This window comes from Nocardia violaceofusca NBRC 14427 (assembly GCF_963869435.1).
Taxonomy (GTDB): Bacteria; Actinomycetota; Actinomycetes; order Mycobacteriales; family Mycobacteriaceae; genus Nocardia; species Nocardia aobensis.
The window spans coordinates 72,467-92,307 of the sequence record NZ_CAWMPM010000021.1 but is presented as its reverse complement, the minus strand read 5'-3'; the positions used below and the strand labels follow the sequence as shown (position 1 = coordinate 92,307).

The 19,841-nt window shown below is 68.6% G+C and carries 17 protein-coding genes; 6 read left to right on the top strand and 11 right to left on the bottom strand.

The genetic code is table 11. The features are described from left to right. Window positions 1–53: 53 nt before the first annotated feature. Both pheS and AC5592_RS17125 read right to left on the bottom strand, forming a co-directional pair. Entirely contained in the window at window positions 54–1,127 is a 1,074-nt protein-coding gene (gene pheS / locus AC5592_RS17130; protein WP_036500671.1) for a phenylalanine--tRNA ligase subunit alpha, read from the bottom strand. 230 nt (window positions 1,128–1,357) lie between these two features. After that, on the bottom strand, window positions 1,358–2,776 hold the full coding sequence (locus AC5592_RS17125) for a DHA2 family efflux MFS transporter permease subunit (protein ID WP_063064802.1): 1,419 nt from the start codon (window positions 2,774–2,776) through the stop codon (window positions 1,358–1,360). A 143-nt stretch (window positions 2,777–2,919) separates the two neighbouring features. On the opposite strand from AC5592_RS17125, the gene AC5592_RS17120 reads away from it, so the two are divergent. Further along, on the top strand, window positions 2,920–3,492 hold the full coding sequence (locus tag AC5592_RS17120) for a TetR/AcrR family transcriptional regulator (protein WP_063064801.1): 573 nt from the start codon (window positions 2,920–2,922) through the stop codon (window positions 3,490–3,492). 189 nt (window positions 3,493–3,681) lie between these two features. Continuing rightward, window positions 3,682–6,096: an MFS transporter gene (locus AC5592_RS17115; RefSeq protein WP_198163866.1), complete on the top strand. Its 2,415-nt coding sequence runs from the start codon at window positions 3,682–3,684 to the stop codon at window positions 6,094–6,096. Between the two features lie 128 nt (window positions 6,097–6,224). Here the strand turns inward: AC5592_RS17115 and AC5592_RS17110 are convergent, their stop codons facing one another. The 4 genes from AC5592_RS17110 to infC all read right to left on the bottom strand — a co-directional run bounded on the left by AC5592_RS17110 (window position 6,225) and on the right by infC (window position 8,531). Continuing rightward, the gene (locus AC5592_RS17110) at window positions 6,225–7,064 is read right to left on the bottom strand and encodes a TrmH family RNA methyltransferase (RefSeq protein WP_063064846.1); all 840 of its coding nucleotides are present in this window, start codon (window positions 7,062–7,064) and stop codon (window positions 6,225–6,227) included. Window positions 7,065–7,135: 71 nt separating this feature from the next. After that, a complete protein-coding gene (gene rplT / locus AC5592_RS17105) occupies window positions 7,136–7,516 on the bottom strand; it encodes a 50S ribosomal protein L20 (protein WP_025348785.1) in 381 nt (126 codons plus the stop codon). A gap of 73 nt (window positions 7,517–7,589) precedes the next feature. Further along, window positions 7,590–7,784: a 50S ribosomal protein L35 gene (gene rpmI / locus AC5592_RS17100; protein WP_030518931.1), complete on the bottom strand. Its 195-nt coding sequence runs from the start codon at window positions 7,782–7,784 to the stop codon at window positions 7,590–7,592. A 66-nt stretch (window positions 7,785–7,850) separates the two neighbouring features. Next, complete coding sequence (gene infC, locus AC5592_RS17095; protein ID WP_036500642.1) at window positions 7,851–8,531, bottom strand: translation initiation factor IF-3; 681 nt, start codon at window positions 8,529–8,531, stop codon at window positions 7,851–7,853. Window positions 8,532–8,907: 376 nt separating this feature from the next. Here infC and AC5592_RS17090 point away from each other — a divergent pair, with 376 nt between their 5' ends. Next, a complete protein-coding gene (locus tag AC5592_RS17090) occupies window positions 8,908–9,282 on the top strand; it encodes a DUF1844 domain-containing protein (protein ID WP_051024526.1) in 375 nt (124 codons plus the stop codon). Window positions 9,283–9,335: 53 nt separating this feature from the next. Here AC5592_RS17090 and AC5592_RS17085 read toward each other — a convergent pair whose 3' ends face one another. The 3 genes from AC5592_RS17085 to AC5592_RS17075 all read right to left on the bottom strand — a co-directional run bounded on the left by AC5592_RS17085 (window position 9,336) and on the right by AC5592_RS17075 (window position 12,004). Beyond that, window positions 9,336–9,950 carry a TetR/AcrR family transcriptional regulator gene (locus tag AC5592_RS17085; RefSeq protein ID WP_036500640.1) on the bottom strand — a complete coding sequence of 205 codons (615 nt, stop codon included), beginning with the start codon at window positions 9,948–9,950 and terminating at the stop codon, window positions 9,336–9,338. Between the two features lie 5 nt (window positions 9,951–9,955). Beyond that, window positions 9,956–10,783 carry a class I SAM-dependent methyltransferase gene (locus AC5592_RS17080; protein WP_063064800.1) on the bottom strand — a complete coding sequence of 276 codons (828 nt, stop codon included), beginning with the start codon at window positions 10,781–10,783 and terminating at the stop codon, window positions 9,956–9,958. Between the two features lie 252 nt (window positions 10,784–11,035). Continuing rightward, window positions 11,036–12,004 carry an NAD(P)H-dependent flavin oxidoreductase gene (locus tag AC5592_RS17075; RefSeq protein WP_063064799.1) on the bottom strand — a complete coding sequence of 323 codons (969 nt, stop codon included), beginning with the start codon at window positions 12,002–12,004 and terminating at the stop codon, window positions 11,036–11,038. A gap of 209 nt (window positions 12,005–12,213) precedes the next feature. Between AC5592_RS17075 and AC5592_RS17070 the strand changes: the two genes are divergently transcribed. Then, window positions 12,214–12,435 (top strand): hypothetical protein, encoded by a 222-nt coding sequence (locus AC5592_RS17070; protein WP_036500635.1) that lies wholly within the window; start codon window positions 12,214–12,216, stop codon window positions 12,433–12,435. Then, complete coding sequence (locus tag AC5592_RS17065; RefSeq protein ID WP_063064798.1) at window positions 12,435–13,733, top strand: hypothetical protein; 1,299 nt, start codon at window positions 12,435–12,437, stop codon at window positions 13,731–13,733. The genes AC5592_RS17070 and AC5592_RS17065 overlap by 1 nt, the downstream gene beginning before the upstream one ends. A gap of 165 nt (window positions 13,734–13,898) precedes the next feature. On the opposite strand, the gene uvrA is transcribed toward AC5592_RS17065, so the two are convergent. Together uvrA and AC5592_RS17055 are read right to left on the bottom strand one after the other, a co-directional pair. Continuing rightward, the gene (uvrA, locus tag AC5592_RS17060) at window positions 13,899–16,853 is read right to left on the bottom strand and encodes an excinuclease ABC subunit UvrA (protein ID WP_063064797.1); all 2,955 of its coding nucleotides are present in this window, start codon (window positions 16,851–16,853) and stop codon (window positions 13,899–13,901) included. A gap of 131 nt (window positions 16,854–16,984) precedes the next feature. Then, a complete protein-coding gene (locus AC5592_RS17055) occupies window positions 16,985–18,127 on the bottom strand; it encodes a beta-ketoacyl synthase N-terminal-like domain-containing protein (RefSeq protein ID WP_063064796.1) in 1,143 nt (380 codons plus the stop codon). Window positions 18,128–18,432: 305 nt separating this feature from the next. Between AC5592_RS17055 and AC5592_RS17050 the strand changes: the two genes are divergently transcribed. Then, a complete protein-coding gene (locus tag AC5592_RS17050) occupies window positions 18,433–19,773 on the top strand; it encodes a diguanylate cyclase domain-containing protein (RefSeq protein WP_371507225.1) in 1,341 nt (446 codons plus the stop codon). Window positions 19,774–19,841 lie beyond the last annotated feature (68 nt).

Below are 19,841 nucleotides of genomic sequence, written 5' to 3'. Positions count from 1 at the left end.
GTGACGTTTCGCTTCCTCGTATGAAGGTTCTCGGGTGGTGGATGGGGCCGGACTCAGGCGCGGATGCCGAACGGCAGCGTGAAGCGCACATCGCCCTCGACGATGTCACGCATATCCGGAATGCCGTTGCGGAACTGCAGGGTGCGCTCGAGTCCCATACCGAAGGCGAATCCGCTGTAGATCTCGGGATCGATCCCGCTGGCGATCAGCACCTTCGGGTTGACCATGCCGCAGCCGCCCCATTCGACCCAGCCGGCGCCGCCCTTCTTGTCCGGGAACCACACGTCGACCTCGGCGGAGGGCTCGGTGAACGGGAAGTAGTTGGGGCGCATGCGGGTTCGCGTATCCGGTCCGAACAGCGCCCGCGCGAACGCGTCCAGCGTGCCGCGCAGATGCGCCATGGTCAGGCCCTTGTCCACGGCCAGACCCTCGACCTGGGAGAAGACCGGGGTGTGGGTGGCGTCGAGTTCGTCGGTGCGAAAGGTCCGTCCCGGGCAGACCACGTAGATCGGCAGCTCGCGCGACAGCATCGAGCGCACCTGCACCGGAGAGGTATGAGTGCGCAGAACCTGGCGGGAACCTTCCGGCGCCACGTGGAAGGTGTCCTGCATGGTGCGGGCCGGGTGGTCGGGCAGGAAGTTCAGCGCGTCGAAGTTGAAGTGCTCGGTCTCGACCTCGGGCCCCTCGGCGACCTCCCAGCCCATGCCGACGAAGACGTCCTCGATCTGCTCGGAGATCACCGTGATGGGGTGGCGCGCGCCGATCGGACCGCGCCGGGCCGGCAGCGTGACATCGATCGCCTCGGCGACCAGGACGGCGGCGTCGCGTTCGGCGAGCAGTTGGGCGCGGCGGGCCTCGAAGGCGTCCGACACCCGGCCACGGGCCACGTTCACGCGCTTGCCGGCATCGGCCTTGTCCTGTTTGGGCAGCCCGCCCATCGCCCGCTGAGCCAGCGCGATCGGCGATTTGCCGCCCATATGCTCGGTCTTGGCGGTGGCGAGCGCATCCAGGTCGGCCGCGGCCGCGAACGCCTTCTCCGCGGCGGCGGCCGCAGCGGAGAGAGCCTCTTCGCTCAGCGCCTCCGCCGGCGTCGCTGACTGCTCGGCTGCATCCTTCTCGTCGGCCACGATGGTTCGTCTCTCCCCTGGGCTGGTCGGGTCCGTGCGGTTACCTACTCACGCGCATCGGCATCGCCACATGCGATACACGACTCCGCGCTGCCAACTATTGTCGCTGGTCGAATCGTAGGCGATGTCGGCAGGCCGCCTCACACGGATATTTCCGGCACACGCAGACCGATACGACAAGCGCACCGCCCGGACATTCGAGCGGTGCGCGTGTCCCTACTGGGACTGCCTCACCCGACCGGAACGATCCGACGCGGCAGCAGCGCCGTCGCGCACGCGCCGAGCGCCACGACCACCGCGCCCACCCGCACCGCCGGCGCCATGCCGGCGACGAAATCGGCCGGGCTGAGGTACGAACCGTAGGACGCGAAGATCGACGCCAGTATCGCGACACCCATCGCCACACCGACCTCGCGGATGGTGTTGTTGGTCCCGGACGCGACCCCCTGATCGGCAGGCGGGGCACTGGCCATCACGACGGTCGACCCGGGCGCGAAGGTCAGGCCCATGCCGATACCAGCGAGCAGGAACGGCCCGATGAGCGCGGCGTAGGACATGTCGGCGGTGACGATCGCACCGATCCAGGCCAGCGCGGCCGCCTGGAACACCTGCCCGGCCACGATGAGGGTTCGCGCGCCGATCCGGTCGACCACCAGGCCCGCCAGCGGCGCGACGACCATCGGCGCCATCGTCCACGGCAGCGTCCGCACTCCGGCCGCCAGCGGTGAGTATCCCTGGACCACCTGGAAGAACTGGGCGAGCAGGAAGATCGAACCGAAGACACCGACCGCGAACGCGAACGCCGACACGTTCATCACCGCGAACGCCCGGGAGCGGAACAGCCGCATCGGCAGCATCGGCGCCGGCGAGCGCAGTTCCCATCCGACGAACGCGATCAGGGCCAGGGCGCCGGCGAACAGCGTGGCCAGCACCGGCGCCGAGGTCCAGCCGTCGTCGGCACCGTGCACCACGCCCCAGACGATCGAGAGCACGCCACCGGCCGAGAGCACCAGCCCCACCGGGTCCAGACGCCGACCGCCGCCGAAGGATTCGCCGAGCACTCGCGCCACGAAAGGCAGGGCCAGCAATCCGATCGGCACATTGAGCCAGAAGATCCACTGCCAGCTCAGCCCGTCGACCACCAGGCCGCCGACCACCGGGCCGACGGCGATTCCGAGTCCGGAGATACCACCCCAGATCCCGATGGCCGCGCTGCGCTTGGCGACCGGCACCGCATTCGCCAGCAGCGTCAGCGACAGCGGCATGACCGCGGCGCCACCGAAGCCCTGTATCGCCCGGGCGAGGATGAGCATCCACGGCTCGGTCGCCAGCGCGCATGCCGCCGACGCGAGGGTGAACAGGGCGATTCCCGACAGGTACATCCGGCGGCGGCCGAAGCGGTCGCCCAGCGCCGAGGCGGTGAGCAGCAGCGACGCGAAAGACAGCGTGTAGGCGTTGACGAACCATTGCAGGTCGGCCAGGGACGCGCCCAGTTCCGTGCGGATCACCGGGAGCGCGTTCGTGACGACCAGATTGTCCAGGGTGACCATGAACATCGGAATGCCGACGGCGGCGAGGATCGCGCCGAGCGGCCTGGTGGTGGCGCCGGAGGAGCCGGCGCGGGGGGTGGTTTCGAGGGTGGTGGTCATCGCAGATCCTTTGTTGTTATCGACTGATAACTTGATGTCGAAAGAGTATGCATTCGCTGATAACATGTCAACAGGTGGCGATGCCGGGCTCTACGCCCGCTCGCACCGCGCTACCGTGACCGTCGGACGACGTAAGGAGGACCATGGCGGACTCGACCCGCACGCGCCTGACCGCAGCCGAGCGCAGCGAGCAGGTACTGGCCGCCGCGGTCACCGCGTTCGCCGAAACCGGTTACGCCGCAACGAAAACCGACGAGATAGCCCGGCTCGCCGGAGTGTCGCAGCCCTACGTGATCCGGCTGTTCGGCACCAAGGAACGATTGTTCGTCGCCGCGGTCAACCAGGCCTGCGGGCGGATCGAAGAGGTCTTCCGCGCGGCGCGCGCCGACGCGCCGGCGAACGCGACCGCCCAGGAAGCCTTGCAGGCACTCGGCAAGGGATACGAGACCTTCCTCGCCGAACGGGAATTGCCGCTCCTCATGTTGCACGGCTTCTCCGCCAGCGCCGATCCGGCGATCGGCGACCACGTCCGCGAGCGTTTCGGCCGCATCTACGAACTGGTTCGCGAACTCACCGGCGCCGATGCCGACGACGCCCGTCAATTCATGGCCACCGGCATGCTCATCACAGTGATGACGGCCATGCAGGTGATCGGCCCCGATGCGGTGCCGACCCGCTGGGCCGAGGAAATCAACGCCTGCCTCCAGGACGACTGACCAGGCGTTTCGCCGCCTCTGCGCCGATGTGATCGAGCACACCGCCCCTTCGGCCTTTGCGCAGCGTTCTCACAGGATTATAGTTACTTTCGTTAATCAACTTGTTTGATATCCCCCGAACACCTCTTGCTGCGGCGACATCGGCCCCACCGGCCGACCGCCGCATCGACCGCTTCCGGAAAGAGAACGATGGCAATCACCTCTGCGAACGACGCCGCGCGCAGATCCCCGGAGTCGGGTGAAACGGCGGCGATGACGCACCGGCAGATCATGGAGGCCCTGTCCGGCCTGCTGCTGGGCATGTTCGTCGCGATCATCTCCTCCACGATCGTGACCAACGCGCTGCCGAAGATCATCGGCACGCTGGGCGGTGGACAGTCCGCCTACACCTGGGTCGTCACCGCCTCCCTGCTCGCGATGACGGCCACCACCCCGCTGTGGGGCAAACTCGCCGACCTGTTCAGCAAGAAGGCGCTGGTTCAGATCGCCCTGCTGATCTACGTGGCCGGTTCGGTGGTCGCGGGCCTGTCGCAGAATCCGGGCATGCTGATCGCCTGCCGCGCGGTGCAGGGCATCGGCGCGGGCGGTCTGTCCGCGCTGGCCCAGATCGTGATGGCCGCGATGATCTCCCCGCGCGAACGCGGCCGCTACAGCGGCTACCTGGGCGCGGTGTTCGCGGTGGCGACCGTCGGCGGCCCGCTGCTCGGCGGTGTGATCACCGACACCAGCTGGCTGGGCTGGCGCTGGTGCTTCTACGTCGGTGTGCCGTTCGCGGTGGTCGCCCTGATCGTGCTGCAGCGCACGCTGCGTCTGCCTGTCACCCGGCGCGAGGTGAAGGTCGACTGGCTGGGCGCATTTCTCGTCACCGCGGCGGTGTGCCTGCTGCTGGTGTGGGTCACCTTCGCCGGCGACAAGTACGCATGGGCCTCCTGGCAGACCCTGGTGATGGTGCTCGGCGCCGTCGCACTGGCCGTGCTGTTCGTCTTCGCCGAACTGCGGGCCGCCGAGCCGATCGTGCCGATGCACCTGTTCGCCAACCGCACCATCAGCCTCGCCTCGGCCGCCTCGCTGTTCATCGGTGTCGCGATGTTCGCGGGCACCGTGTTCTTCAGCCAGTACTTCCAGCTGGCGCGCGGCGAATCGCCCACGATGTCGGGCATCATGACCATCCCGATGATCGGCGGCCTGTTCATCTCCTCCACGGTGTCGGGCCAGATCATCACCCGCACCGGACGGTGGAAGGCGTGGCTGGTCACCGGCGGCTTCCTGGTAACCGCCGGACTGGGCCTGCTCGGCACCATCCGCTACGACACCAACTACTGGCTGGTCGCGATCTACATGGCCTTGATGGGCCTGGGCATCGGTATGACGATGCAGAACCTGGTGCTGTGCACCCAGAATCAGGTGGCGCCGCACGAACTCGGCGCGGCCAGTTCGCTGGTCACGTTCTTCCGCAGCCTCGGCGGTGCGATCGGCGTCTCGGCGCTCGGCGCGGTGATGGCCGAACGGGTGAAGGACTACATCAGCGACGGGCTGAGCCATCTGAACCCGGCCGCGGCCCGAGCCATGGGCGGTGGCAACCAGATCCCGGACATCTCCGCCCTGCCCGGCCCGGTCCGCACGGTCGTCGAGGACGGCTACGGTCACGGCATCGCCGATGTGTTCCTCATCGCGGCGCCGATCGCGCTCGTCGCCTTCCTGTTGACCCTGTTCATCAAGGAGGTCGCGCTGCGGACCACCGGCGCGCTGGCCCAGTCCGCCGAATCGGGACCGGAGCCGGTGCTCCCGGCACAGATCATGGCCGAGGACGCCTCGGGCCTGGTGCCGGAGGAGTTCGTGAGCACCGGAATCACGATCCACGGCCGCGTGCAGGCCGGTGACGGCTCACCGGTGACACGCACCGCGCTCACCCTGATCTCCCCCACCGGCCGCCAGATCGGTCGTGCCATCGCCCGCGGCGACGGGCACTACGCGCTCGACGCACCGGAGCCCGGATCCTATGTGCTGATCGCCTCGGCCGACGGTTTCCAGCCGCAGGCCACGCCGATCACCGTGGGTACGCGACCGCTGGAACACGATGTGCGCCTGAGCGGTATGAGCGGATTGGCCGGCACCGTGCGAGCGGCCGACGACGGCACACCGGTGGCCGATGCGCTGGTGATCGTCACCGACAGCCGCGGTGACGTCCTGGCGGCGGCCGCGTCCGGCCCCGAGGGCGACTACGCGCTGACCGAACTGGTTCCCGGACCGGTGACCGTCGCGGTCAACGCCGCCACGTTCCAGCCGGTCGCGTTGCCGGCGGAGGTCGCCGGCCAGGGCATCACCCAGCTCGACGTGGCGCTCTCGCGCGGCGCGCAACTGCGGGGTGTCGTGCACGGCGCCCACGGTCCGCTGCGCGATGCCCGGGTGACCCTCGTCGACGCGGGGGGTGCGGTGATCGACAGCACCACCACCGACTCGGACGGCAGCTACCTGTTCGCCAATCTGGCGGTCGGCGACTACACGGTGGTGGCGGCCGGTTACCCGGCGACCGCCTCCACGCTGACCCTGGCCGCGGGCACCGGTGACGACCACGTGATCGAGTTGGCGCACCCGCGCGACTGATCGGCGACAGTGTGGGCGCCGGATACGAATATCCGGCGCCCACAGTCGTATTCGGGACCAGTCCGGTCCGGCACGATCTGCGTGACCGACCGGGGCACCGTGGCGGTCGCGCTGGAGTTGAGCGGGTGCTATGGGCGGTGCCGTACCCGGGCGTCGGCGTAGAGGCAGATCGAGGCGGCGGCGGCCAGATTCAGGCTTTCCGCGCGGCCGTGGATGGGGATGCGGATGCGGTGGTCGGCGCGGGCGGCGACGGCCGGGTCCAGGCCGTGCGCCTCGTTACCGAAAAGCCATGCGGTGCCGCCGGATTCGCCCGCGGAGCGGAGCAGCTCGTCGGCGTCGTCGAGGTCGACCTCACCGCGCGCGGTGGTAGCCAGGACGGTGATGTCGTTGTCGCGCAGGGTCGTCAACACCGCATCGACATCGCGGTCGCGCGCGATCGGGACGTGGAACAGGCTGCCCGCGCAGGCGCGCACACATTTGCCGTTGTGCGGATCCACCGAATCACCGGCCAGCACGACACCGTTCGCGCCGACGGCATCGGCCACGCGAATCAGAGTTCCCGCATTACCCGGATCGGACATCTCGACCGGCACCGCCAGCATGCGAGAAGTAGCCGCTCGGCCTTCGGCTCCGCGCGTCTCCACGGTGCCCGAAAGCACCTGCCCCAGCGGCACATCGACGAGCCGGCACACCGCCACCAACCCCGGCGGCGTGACGGTCTCCCCCAGATGTTCGGCGGCCCGCTCACTCACCAGGCTGGTGCGCACGCCCTGCGCGGCGGCCGTGGCCACCAGTTCGTGTTCGCGTTCGGCGGCCCGACTCGAGTAGAACAGCTCCTCGACCCGCTCGGTATCCAGGGCCGCGGCCACGGAATTGGCGCCCTCGGCCAGGAACAGGCCGGTTTTGCGGCGCGATGCGGAGCGGTGCAGTTTGACAGCGGAAACGACCCGCGGGTTGCGTTCCGACAGTTCCGGATTCGTCCGGTCGTCGGAGCCGCGCTCCGCGGGTCGTTTCGACGTGTTGGTCAACTGGTCGCAGCTCAGGCGGCCGGGGCGTTGACATCCTCCGGCAGGGCGGCCTTGGCCACCGCCACCAGGCCGGCGAACGCCTCGGCGTCGGAGACGGCGAGCTCGGCGAGGATCTTGCGGTCGACCTCGACGCCCGCGGCCTTCAGGCCCTGGATGAAGCGGTTGTAGGTGATGTCGTTGAGCCGAGCCGCGGCGTTGATGCGCGCGATCCACAGCTTGCGGAAGTCACCCTTGCGCGCCCGGCGGTCCCGGTAGGCGTAGGTGAGCGAGTGCAGCTGCTGTTCCTTGGCCTTGCGGTACAGCCGCGAGCGCTGCCCGCGGTAGCCCTTGGAGGCCTCGAGCACGGAACGGCGCTTCTTCTGAGCGTTGACGGCCCTTTTGACGCGTGCCACTGGTCAGTCCTTGTTCGATCGAGGGGCGCGGCGGCGCCCACAGGTTGGGAGAGGGAACGGTGCGCGAGCGCGCTCAGATACCGAGCAGCTTCTTCACGCGACGGACGTCAGCGGGCGCGACGACCTCCGTGCCGTCCAGACGACGAGTCCGGCGGCTGGACTTGTGCTCGAGCAGGTGGCGACGGTTCGCCTGCTGGCGCAGCAGCTTGCCGCGACCGGACACCTTGAATCGCTTCGAGGTGCCGCTGTGGCTCTTCATCTTCGGCATGGATTCCTCAATCTTGTCTCGTTCCGGCGGCATCGCGTCGTGCGATACCGCCGGTGCTGTATCGGTTTACTGCGGGCTGGCCGCTTCGGCTTCCGGCGCGGGCGCCGAACCGGCCGCAGCGTCGCCCCCAGCGGGCGCGGAACTGCCCGGCGCCGAACCACGCTGCGCGGTCTGCTGCGCGGCGGTCTGCGCCTTCACCCGGGTCTTCGCACCCTTGTGAGGTGCGAGGACCATCGTCATGTTCCGGCCGTCCTGCTTGGCGGAGGTCTCCACGAAGCCGAGGTCGGCGACATCGGAGGCCAGCCGCTGCAGCAGCCGGAAACCGAGTTCGGGACGCGACTGCTCGCGACCACGGAACATGATGGTGACCTTGACCTTCGACCCGGCCTCGAGGAACCGCATCACGTGTCCCCGCTTGGTCGCGTAGTCGTGGTCATCGATCTTCGGACGGAGCTTCTGCTCCTTGATCACGGTCTGCTGCTGGTTCTTGCGGGACTCGCGCGCCTTCTGCGCGGTCTCGTACTTGAACTTGCCGTAGTCCATGATCTTGCAGACCGGTGGACGCGCGTCCGGTGCGACCTCGACGAGGTCGAGGTCAGCCTCTTGGGCGACGCGTAGTGCATCTTCAACACGCACGATCCCCACCTGCTCACCCCCCGGTCCGATGAGTCGGACCTCGGGGACGCGGATGCGATCGTTGATGCGGGTCTCAGTGCTGATGGGGCCTCCTAGGTCAAGCGGTGTCATCCAACGACCGCGAGCAACAACTGCAACCCCATACCCAACACGAAAGCCCCGTTGCGGTATTTCACCGCCACGGGGCCCGAATGTCGACCGGTCGCCGCGGGCATCCACCAACAGGACTGCCACCTCGACCTCGCCACGGACGGATCCGAGCGAGAACCCGCCGCAAACGGCGGGTGACCGGACCATCGAACCTGGCGCGCAGGCCGGCCGATGGTGGGAGTCGGGCTCCACTTACAGCCCCGAACCGGTGCACTGGATCGGTTCCAGCACAGGACCGGGGCGGTCGTCGCCGACCACTTTAACACCGCAGGCGCCCCTACTCCCAATCGGCCGCCCCCGCAACCCGTCGACGCGAACTCGATGACATGCTACGGATATGAGCGAGCATGCCGCCGACCCGTCGGCCCTGAGTGAGTCCGCCGATCAGGAAACGGTGCGGGAGCTGGCCGACATCCCCGCCGTCGAGGTGATCAGCCGGGCCGCGGTGATGCTGATGAGCTCGGCCGCCGAGAAGCTCGGCCTCGCCGACGAGGATCCCGATTCCAGCCCTCGCCGCGATCTGGACGAGGCCCGCCGCGTCATCACGGCGCTCGCCGGTCTGGTGACGGCCTCGGTCGAATATCTGGGCCCGCACGCCGGCCCCATCCGCGAAGGTCTGCAGTCGCTGCAACGCGCGTTCCGGGAGTCGTCGGCGCATCCGGATGCGCCGGGCGCGGGACCGGGCGAGAAGTACACCGGGCCGGTCTACTGAGCCGAGGTCCTGCTCGGCGCGGCGTGACAACGGGGGCCGCGCCGCGCCGGAATTCACCGGACAGCGATACCTGACAGCAGGGTGGCGACGACGGCGTCGACCGGGGGCGGCACGAACGGGCGCGGCGTTCCCGACAGCAACGACGACAGCACCGCGTCGTGGCAGATGCCGATCAGGACGGCGGCGGCCGCATCGACGTCGGCATCGGCCGCCACTCGGCCCAGATCACGTTCCGCGCGCAGATAGTCGACCAGCTGTTCACGCCACATCCGTTGCCGGCCTTCCGTTTCGGCGAACCTGGCCAGGACCGCGGGCTGGGCGAGCAGGCCCGCGAATACCGGCAATACCGCCTGATGCAGCGCCAGCCCCTGGCGCAGGCACACCGCCAGATTCTCCGCGAGCTCGCCGCTGCCCGCGGCGGGTAGCGGCGGGAAACTTCGATCCACCGATTCGACATGGGACCGCAGCGCCGCGGCGAGCAGTTCCTCCTTGTCGGCGAAATGGTTGTAGAGCACCCCGTCGGACACCCCGGCGGCCCGGGCGATGGCACGCACGGTGAGCCCGGCGGCGCCCTGTTCGGCGAACAATCTCTCGGCCGTGGCGATCAGATGGGCACGCAGATCGTGGTCGTCGCGGTCGTGCAGTGCCGCCGCCCGTCGGGGTGACATGAGACCTACGGTAGTGCGACGGTGGCGGTGACGAGCCGGGAGGCCGCGCGCAACCGGACCGGGCCGTCACCGGCGAACGGCACGAGCGCGGCGGCGACGGCTGCCCGGACCTCGGCATCGGTGCCGAAGTCGTTGCGCAGCCGGTGATATCGCACCGGCCCCCAGCCCACGACGAATTCGGTGGCATCGTCGACATCCGCGCCCCAGACGCTGTCGGTGACGACGAGTTCGTTTCCGACACCGGCGAATCCGGCCGCGCCGAGCAGGTCGGCGGTGGCCGCGGGATCGGCGAAGGCGCTGAAGCCGTGCCCCACCTCGAAGCCGGGCAGATGCGCTGCCGCCGCGGCGAAGACGCCGGCGATCTCGGAGTCCGCCATGGCCGGGACCGCCACCGCGAGCCGGCCGCCGGCCCCCAGCGCGCGGGCGATGTTGGTGAACGCCGCCACCGGATCGGCGAAGAACATGATGCCGAACCGGCTGATCGCCACATCGTAGGAGCCGGGTGCGAAGCCGAACACCTGGGCATCGCCCTGCTCGAACGAAACATTCTGCACGCCTTCGGCTTCGGCGAGCACGCGCGCCCGCGCGAGCATCGGCCCGGAGAGGTCGACACCTGTCGCCGAGGCCGCCCGCCGCGCCGCCGCCCGCGTCAATTGGCCGTTGCCGCAACCGATGTCGAGGACGCGATCTCCCGGTCCGACCTGCGCCGCGGTCAGCAAAGGCTCGTTGATCCCGTCGTTCACGGCGTCGTAGCGGTCGGCGTGGCCGGCCCAGTGTTCGCCCTCGTATCCGTTCCATGCCTCGGACTGTGCGGTGTTGACGATGTGGGTCATCGCGGTCTCCTCGGAATTATTATGAACAAGCGTTCATGAACGTGTGTTCATAATGACCGACGAGACATTCGGCCGTCAAGGTGCCGGCACAGCACGATCTGTGTCGGCGGCCTCTGCGTTCGACGTGAGGGACCGGATCGGGGCGAGCGGGCTGCCGCCCGGAGGGGGATCATCGAACGCCGCGACCGCCTGGGTGTGCCGACCGCGACCACTCCCGCGGGCACCGAGGAGCGACCACGAGACGAGGGCGGATCAGTTGTCGCGCAGCGTGATTCGCCGAAGCGCCGCGTCCGTCTCCGCGGCGAGCACGCCGACCAGTTCGGTGGCCGAGACGATCGAGGTGATCCGGTCGACGGCTTGGCCCGCCCACACCGGAACCGCGGTGAGGTCGTTGCGGGCGGCGGCGTCATGGTACTCGCGCAGGGCGGCCTCGTCGGTGCGCAGTTCGTCGTCGCGACCGCGCCACCGGTCGATGAAGGTGTTGCGCAGCGTGCGGGCCGGATACTTCTCCGGCCACGGCGCGCCGCGCGCGATGTCGAGGGTCCAGTTCACCTCGGTATCGCCGCCGGTGGCATCCACCAGGGCCTTACCCAGTTCGGCGGGCACCAGGGCCTCGTGAGTCGCCTGGAAGCGCGTACCCACCATCGCCCCGGCCGCGCCGAGCGCCAGGGCGGCCGCGATCGCGCGACCGTCGGCGATGCCACCGGCGGCGAGTACCGGCACCGCACCCGCCAGATCGACGACCGTCGGCACGAACGAGAGGGTCCCGATGCCCTGGGCGGCGCAGTGCCCGCCGGCGTCGCTGCCCTGCGCCACCAGCACATCCGCGCCCGCGTCCAGCGCCCGGCGCGCCTCGTCGACATCGGTGACCTGGGCGATCAACACCGCACCGGCGTCCCGGACGGTCGCGGCCAAGGGCAGCGGATCGCCGAAGGACAACAGGACCGCCGCGGGGTCGAACGACAGCGCGTGGTCCAGGACGGCCCGGTCGATCGCCCAGCTCAGGAAGCCGACTCCCCATGGCGCGGTGGTGTTCTCGCGCACCAGTCGCAGTTCGCGCTCGACCCATTCCCGATCGCCGCGACCGCCACCGACGAGCCCCAGGCCGCCCCCCTCGGACACCGCGGCGGCCAGCGCCCCGCCCGCTTCCCCACCCATCGGCGCGGACACGATCGGGTGGCGGACGGAGAGGATTTCGGTGAATGCGGTCGGGATCGCCATATCCCGATCGTCGCAGGTGTCTGCGGCGGACGGGCGGCGGCATGCGGACCGGTTGGTCGTTATCGCGCTCGAGCACCACCCACGTGCCGCGGTGACTTGCCCCAATGCGGGCATTTTCGCCTTCGCCGCACGGTAGCCGCCTTCTATGATTCGCCGAATGTCTTCATGGGTACGTTCCAGCGGAAGACGTGACGATACCGGGGTGCAGCATGACCGCCAGAAGAGATCTGGACCACGAACTCGGCGGCCCGACCGCCGCCACGGATCTACTGACCGATCACGAGTGCGCCGACCTGTTGCTGCTGTTCACGCAGGCACGTCAGGAGGAGGCGAAGGCGCTGTCGCAGTCGGTGGACGCGATGATCAGCGCCCTGCCGCGGCCGCTGCGCACGCCGGCGAAGAAGATCATGTTCGGGAACCTGCTGGACTGATGACGGATCCGGTAACCCGCGCCCAGCTCATCCTGCTCGCCCGCACCCTGCACGTACCACCGGAACGACTCGCGCATCTCGAACGGCTCGGCGCCCGGAATCTGCACGAATTACAGCAGCGGATGGCCGCGATCGTCTTCGATCAGCATGCCGAAACCTTCAAGCGGATAAGCAGATTGGTGCCGATCATCCCGCTCGGCATCTCGATGCCGCTGGTGCAGAAGCTGGTGCCGCCGGCGTTGACGGGGCGCGCGGCCGGGGCGGTGGGCGTCGACCATCCGAGGAAGGCCGCCGAAACCGTCGCGCTGCTGGGCATCGGCTACGCGGCCGACTGCGCGCCGTATCTGGACCCGCGCACGGTCGGCGAACTGGCCGATATCGCGCCGCCGGAACCGATCGTGCAGATCGTCAACGAGGTGCTACGCCGCCGCGACTACATCACCGCCGGACCGTTTCTCGGCTACGCCTCGCCACGGTTGATCGAGGCCGTGGAGCGCGGCGTGCCCGACGACGAAGGCCTGATCTTCTCGGCGTCGTTCGCGTTCTCGACCAGCGCCCTGACCTCGGTGCTGCGCCAGTTGCTGAACGGCCCGGCGCGCCGGATGCCGCGCATGATCCAGACCGTTCTGCACGGGTCGCCGGAATTGCGGCTGGCGGCGTTGTCGATCTTCGCGCGCTGCGATGCCGACGTCGTCGCCGACGTGGGAGATATCGTGCTGGGCGTCGGAACGCCCGCCGTGCTGTGCAATCTGGTGACGACCGCGATCCACGGCGGGGCGGTGCGCGATATGGCCGTCTTCTTCGACACCCTGCGTCCGCCCGCCCTGGCCGCGATGGCGGCACTGCCGATATTCACCGATACCGCGGTGGCCGCCGCCCTGCTGCAGGGGCTGGAGGGCTGCTCCGATCCGTCGCCCTGGCGCGGGCTGTTCGCCCTCCTGGCACAGCTCGATCCCAGGATGCGGCCGGCATTAGCCGATATGCTCGCGCAGCAGTCCGACGCCACCATCGGGGCGCTGCCCTCGCACGCCACGGAGGCCGATCTGTGGCCCGCCCTGCTGGATATCGTTGCGGCGGGCGATCATTCGGTGCAGACGCGGATCGGCAGCCGCTGGGCGATGCTGCCTCCGGAACGCCGCGCGGGCGTGCAATGGCATCTGGACGAACGCAGCGAAGACCCGCGATTGACCACGGTCGCCGGCGCGGTGGCCGCCAGTTCGGTCTCGGTGGAGGAGGTCTTCTTCCGGCGCCGGCAGCTCGGCCGCCGCCGTGGAGCCGACAGCTGGGACGCCGTCTGAAGAGCCGGCACCTACCAGCCCCGCAGATGCCGAGTCGTCGAGAGACAGAAGGGTTCGTCCCGCCTGATCGGGCATACCGGACGGCGGCACAGATGTCACCGAATCAGCGTCGAGAAGCGACGGACCCGCCGGAAACCAGCAGGTCCGTCGCGCACTACTCGGGGCTCAGCCGACGGCAGCGGCCTTCCGGCGCCCGGCCGGCTTCGCGGCCGCCGCCTTGGCAGCCGGCGCCTTCTTCGCCTTGGACGTCTTCGCCGGTGTGGCCGGCTTCTCGAGTACCTCGCGCAGGAACTGACCGGTGTAGCTCTCACCCACAGCCGCAACGTCTTCCGGCGTGCCCTGTGCGATCACGGTGCCACCGCCGGAGCCACCCTCGGGACCCATATCGATCACCCAGTCGGAGGTCTTGATGACGTCCAGGTTGTGTTCGATGACGATCACCGTATTGCCCTTGTCGACCAGTCCGTTGATCACCGCGAGCAGTTTGCGGATGTCCTCGAAGTGCAGGCCGGTGGTCGGCTCGTCGAGGATGTAGACCGTGCGCCCGGTCGAGCGCTTCTGCAGTTCGGCGGCCAGTTTCACGCGCTGGGCCTCACCACCGGACAAGGTCGGAGCGCTCTGGCCCAGCCGCACATATCCCAGGCCGACATCGACCAGCGTCTTGAGGTAGCGGTGGATCGAGGTGACCGGCTCGAAGAATTCGGCCGCCTCCTCGATCGACATGTCGAGTACCTCGGCGATGGTCTTGCCCTTGTAGTGCACCTCGAGGGTTTCCCGGTTGTAGCGGGCGCCGTGGCACACCTCGCAGGGCACGTACACATCCGGCAGGAAGTTCATCTCGATCTTCAACGTGCCGTCGCCGGAACAGGCCTCGCACCGCCCGCCCTTGACGTTGAAAGAGAACCGGCCCGGCTGATAGCCGCGCACCTTGGCCTCGGTGGTGGCCGCGAACAGGGTGCGGATCTTGTCGAAGACGCCGGTGTAGGTGGCCGGGTTCGAGCGCGGGGTGCGCCCGATCGGCGACTGGTCGACCTGCACCAGCTTGTCGAGATGGTCGAGCCCGTTGATCCGGGTGTGCCGGCCGGGCACCTGTCGCGCACCGTTGAGCTTGTTCGCCAGGACGGTCGCCAGAATGTCGTTGACCAGCGTCGACTTCCCGGAGCCGGAGACGCCCGTCACCGAGGTCAGCACGCCGAGCGGGAAGGCCACGTCGATCCCGCGCAGATTGTGTTCATTCGCGCCGACCACGGTGAGCTGCTTCTTCTTCGACACCGGCCGGCGCACCAGCGGCACCTCGATCACCTCGCGGCCGGACAGGTAGGCGCCGGTCAGCGAGTTCGGATCCTCGAGCAGGCCCGGGTACGGACCGCTGTAGACGACCTGGCCGCCGTGCTCGCCGGCCAGCGGACCGATGTCGACGACCCAATCCGAGGAGTGGATGGTGTCCTCGTCGTGTTCGACCACGATGAGCGTATTGCCGAGATTGCGCAGCCGCGTGAGGGTTTCGATCAGACGCCGGTTGTCGCGCTGGTGCAGGCCGATGGACGGCTCGTCCAGTACGTACAGCACGCCGACCAGTCCCGAGCCGATCTGGGTGGCCAGCCGGATCCGCTGCGCTTCACCGCCGGACAGCGTCGCCGCCGCCCGCGACAGCGTCAGATATTCCAGGCCGACGTCGAGCAGGAAGCCGAGCCGGGCCTGGATCTCCTTGAGTACCTGGCCGGCGATCGCGGCCTCCCGCTCCCCCAGCTCGAGCGAGTTCAGGAAGCGTGAGCAGTCGCGGATCGAGAGATCACACACCTCGGCGATGGAACGGCGCCCGCCCTCGGCGTTGAGCGTGACGGCCAGGATCTCCGGGCGCAGCCGCGCACCGCTACAGACCGGGCACGGCACATCGCGCATGTACCCGTCGTAGTGCTCCTTCATCTGCTCGGATTCGGTGCTCTCCAGCCGCCGCTGCAGGAACGGCATCACGCCCTCGAAATCCGCGTAATAGGACCGCTTGCGGCCGTAGCGGTTGGTGTAGGACACGTGCACCTGGTCGGAGCTGCCCTCGAGCACCGCCTTACGGGCCTTGAGCGGCAACGTGTTCCACGGCGCGTCCATCGAGAAGCCGATCGCCTCCGACAGCCCGGACAGCAACCGGTTGAAGTATTCGGCGGTCTGCCCGCGCGACCACGGGGCGATCGCGCCGTCGTTGAGGCTCAGTTCCGGATCGGGTACCACCAGTTCCGGATCGACCTCCTTGCGAATGCCGAGACCGGTGCAGTCCGGGCAGGCGCCGTAGGGCGAGTTGAAGGAGAACGACCGCGGTTCCAGATCCTCGATATCGAGGGGGTGACCGTTCGGGCAGGCCAGTTTCTCGGAGAACCGCCGCTCGCGGTCGTGTGCGTGCTCGTCGCGGTCGACGAAGTCCAGGACCACGATGCCGTCGGCCAGCCGCAGCGCCGTCTCGATCGAATCCGTCAGTCGCTGTTTGGAAGTCGGCTTCACCGCCAGCCGGTCGATCACGACCTCGATGTCGTGCTTCTCCTGCTTCTTCAGCTTCGGCGGCTCGGTGAGCGGATACACCACGCCGTCGACGCGCACCCGGGAGTAGCCCTGGGTGTTGAGCTGGTCGAACAGGTCCACGAATTCGCCCTTGCGGGTCCGCACCACCGGAGCCAGCACCTGGAAGCGGGTGCCGGGCTCCATCTCCAGCACCTGATCCACGATCTGCTGCGGGGTCTGCTTGGCGATCAGCTCACCGCAGACCGGGCAGTGCGGCGTTCCGGCGCGGGCATACAACAGGCGCAGATAGTCGTAGACCTCGGTGATGGTGCCGACGGTCGAGCGCGGGTTGCGGTTGGTCGACTTCTGGTCGATCGACACCGCCGGGGAGAGTCCCTCGATGAAATCCACATCGGGCTTGTCCATCTGCCCCAGGAACTGGCGCGCGTACGCCGACAGCGACTCGACGTAGCGGCGCTGGCCCTCGGCGAAGATGGTGTCGAAGGCGAGGCTCGATTTACCGGATCCGGAGAGTCCGGTGAACACGATGAGGCTGTCGCGTGGCAGGTCGAGGTCCACTCCCTTCAGGTTGTGCTCCCGAGCTCCGCGCACGGTCAACAGATCCGCCACCGGCTGTCCCTTCTCGATCGAAATTCGGCGTCCAGAATCTCCCCGGACGCCATGCTAGGCACACCCACCGACAAGTTCGGCGACACGACCGCGAGCGGACCCGCCGGCACCGCCGCGAGCGGGCCCGGTCGTCACGCCGGACCGAGCACCACCACGGAGTTGTGCCCGCCCATACCGAGCGAGGTCTTCACCGTGAATCCGCCGTCGAACGGGGTGGGTCCGTCCAGCAGGCGAGGATGCGCCTCGGCCACGATCGGCGGCGCCGCCACGACGCCGCGCTCGTAACCCAGGGCCGTCGCCGCGATCTCGACGCCGGCCGCCGCACCCATGCAATGTCCGGTCAGCGGTTTGATCGAATAGACCTGCGGGCGGTCGTCGAAGATCCGCGCCAGCACGGCCCGTTCGGCCACATCGCACTGCCGGGTTCCGGGACCGTGGGCGTTGTAGTAGCTCACGTCCCCGGGGCGCACCCCGGCCCGGTCCAGGGCCCGGTGCGTACAGTCCAGTATCCGCTCCAGACCGGGGTCCACGGACACGACGTGATAAGCGTCATTGGTCATCGCCCCGCCGAGCATCGCGCAGTAGGGCCGCTCCACCTGCCGCGAGACCACGAACGCCACCGACGCCTCGCCGAAGCTGAATCCGCGGCTGCCCTCCTGGAACGGCCGGCACGCCTCCAGCGGATCGGCGTCGATCACCGCCGCGCCCATCTGCACGAAGTGGTGGACCATATCGGGGCTCGACGACAGGTCGGTGGTCACGCATACGACGTCGTCGGCGAAACCCTGATCCAGCCACATCTGCGCGGTGATCAGCGCGACATTGGCCGAACTGCAGGCCGCCGAGACGTTCATCGACGGTCCGTGGAAGCCGAACTCCTGCATCAGCAGCGAAATCGGGGTCGAGGGCAGCAGCCGCAGATAGTCGCGGGAACGACGGCGGCTGTGGTCGGTGAGGTAGAAGTCCTCCCAGTCGCGCACATCGCCGAGCACGATCGCGTGGATCACCCCGACCGTACCGCCCGGACGCCAGCCTCGTTCGGCCGCGTCGGCGATCGCCTCGCGCGCGGCCTCCTGCACCGCGCGGGCGTAGCGGCTCGGGCTCAGCGACTCGTCACCACCGTCGGGGACCAGCGCAACCCACGCGTATTCGTCGCGATCGGGGCCGTAGCCGGGGTAGAGCCGGGCGGCCGCCTTACCGGTGTGCAGACCGCGCCACAGCGTTTCCCGGCCCCAGCCGTAACCGCTGACCACGCCGATACCTGCGATCGGCATACGATCTTGATATTCTCGAGTTGATATCGGGGTCGTGTTCGGCATTCGCGCTCCTACACCCTGCCTGGGCTACTGCCTCCGGCGTCACACCCGGTCCGGTCCCCCGACCGGACCGAACCCGAACCCGACAGCGTACCCTTCGCCGATACCGCGGGAACGGGCACCTGTCATGATCACTCACAGGCCCGATCAGCACCTGAACTGTGACCGAACCAATACCGTCCACACTGTGATCCGCGGTACGTCACCATCAGAATGATCCCGTGCGCCAATTGACCTGACAGACCATGATCAGGGGGTTACATGTGGTTGAGGCAGGTGAGAACCGGTCCGACGGCGTGATGGACGCCGAACAACTCGCCCAGCGGTATCGCACGCTGGTCGAGCACAGTCCCGACGGTGTCGTCGTGCACGAGGACGGCGTCGTCGTCTTCGCCAATCCGGCGATCGTGCGGCTGCTGGCCGCCCCGGGAGTGGACGAGGTGGTCGGACATCCGGTCGCCCAGTTCGTGGCGCATCGCGACCTGCCGGCGATGCTCGAGCGCATCGACCGGCTGCACCAGACCGGCGACGCGTCCGAGACAGCGGAAATGACCCTGATCCGCTGCGACGGCCAGGCCGTCGACGTCGAGACGGTCTCGGTGCTCACCGTCTGGCAGAACCGGCTCGCCTATCAGGTGGTGATCCACGACCTCACCGCGCAACGCCGGGCCGAGGCCGCGCAACGCCGGGCCGAACACCATTTCACGGCCGTGGTGTCGCAACTCGAGGAGGGTGTGGTCGTCATCGACCGCGAGGGCCGGATCGAGTCGATCAACCCGGCGGCGCTGCGCATCTTCGGTCAGGACGGCGACAATCTGATCGGCCGCCGCATCGATTCGCTGCCGCTGGCGCTGCTGGACGCCAACGCCCAGCCGCTGGCCCCGAGCCACCACCCGGTGGCGCGGACGCTGGTCACCGGGGAAACCATCTCCCGCTACGTGTTCGGCGTGGACCGCCCGGACGGGCAGCGGCGCTGGCTGTCGGGTTCGAGCCGGTTGCTCAACCCCGGCGCGCCCGACTCGCCGGCCGTCTCCTCGTTCAACGACGTCACCGAATTCCGTGCCAGCCGAAGGCAATTGGAGTATCAAGCGACCCACGACCCGCTCACCGGGCTGGCCAATCGGTCGCTGGTGCTCTCGCGGCTGGCGACCGCGCTGGGCGTCGACGAACAGTCGCCGGTGTCGAACGTGCTGTTCATCGACCTCGACGGATTCAAGGCCATCAACGACACCCTGGGCCACGCGATCGGCGATACCGTGCTGCAGATCGTGGCCCAGCGGCTGCAGCGCGGCCTGCGCACCGACGACGTGGTGGGCCGCATCGGCGGCGACGAATTCCTGGTCCTGCTGTCCGGCCGCACCCAGCCGGACGATCTGGACGGACTGATCGCCCGGCTGCGCCAGACCATGGCCGAGCCGATCATCGCCCGCGGCCACCGCATCCACATCGAGGCCTCGATCGGCGTCACCGCGCTGCGCCCGGGTGATCCGCGCACTCCCGAAGCGGTCCTGCACGACGCGGATCTGGCGATGTACCGTGCCAAACCGGCGACCTCCGAGAGCAACGCCCTGGGACGGCGGCCGAACAACACCCACGCCTCCTGAAAGATCAGCGGATGATCGTCGAACACGCGCTGCTGTCCGTCGTGCCGATCGCACGGGCCTGGTAGTGC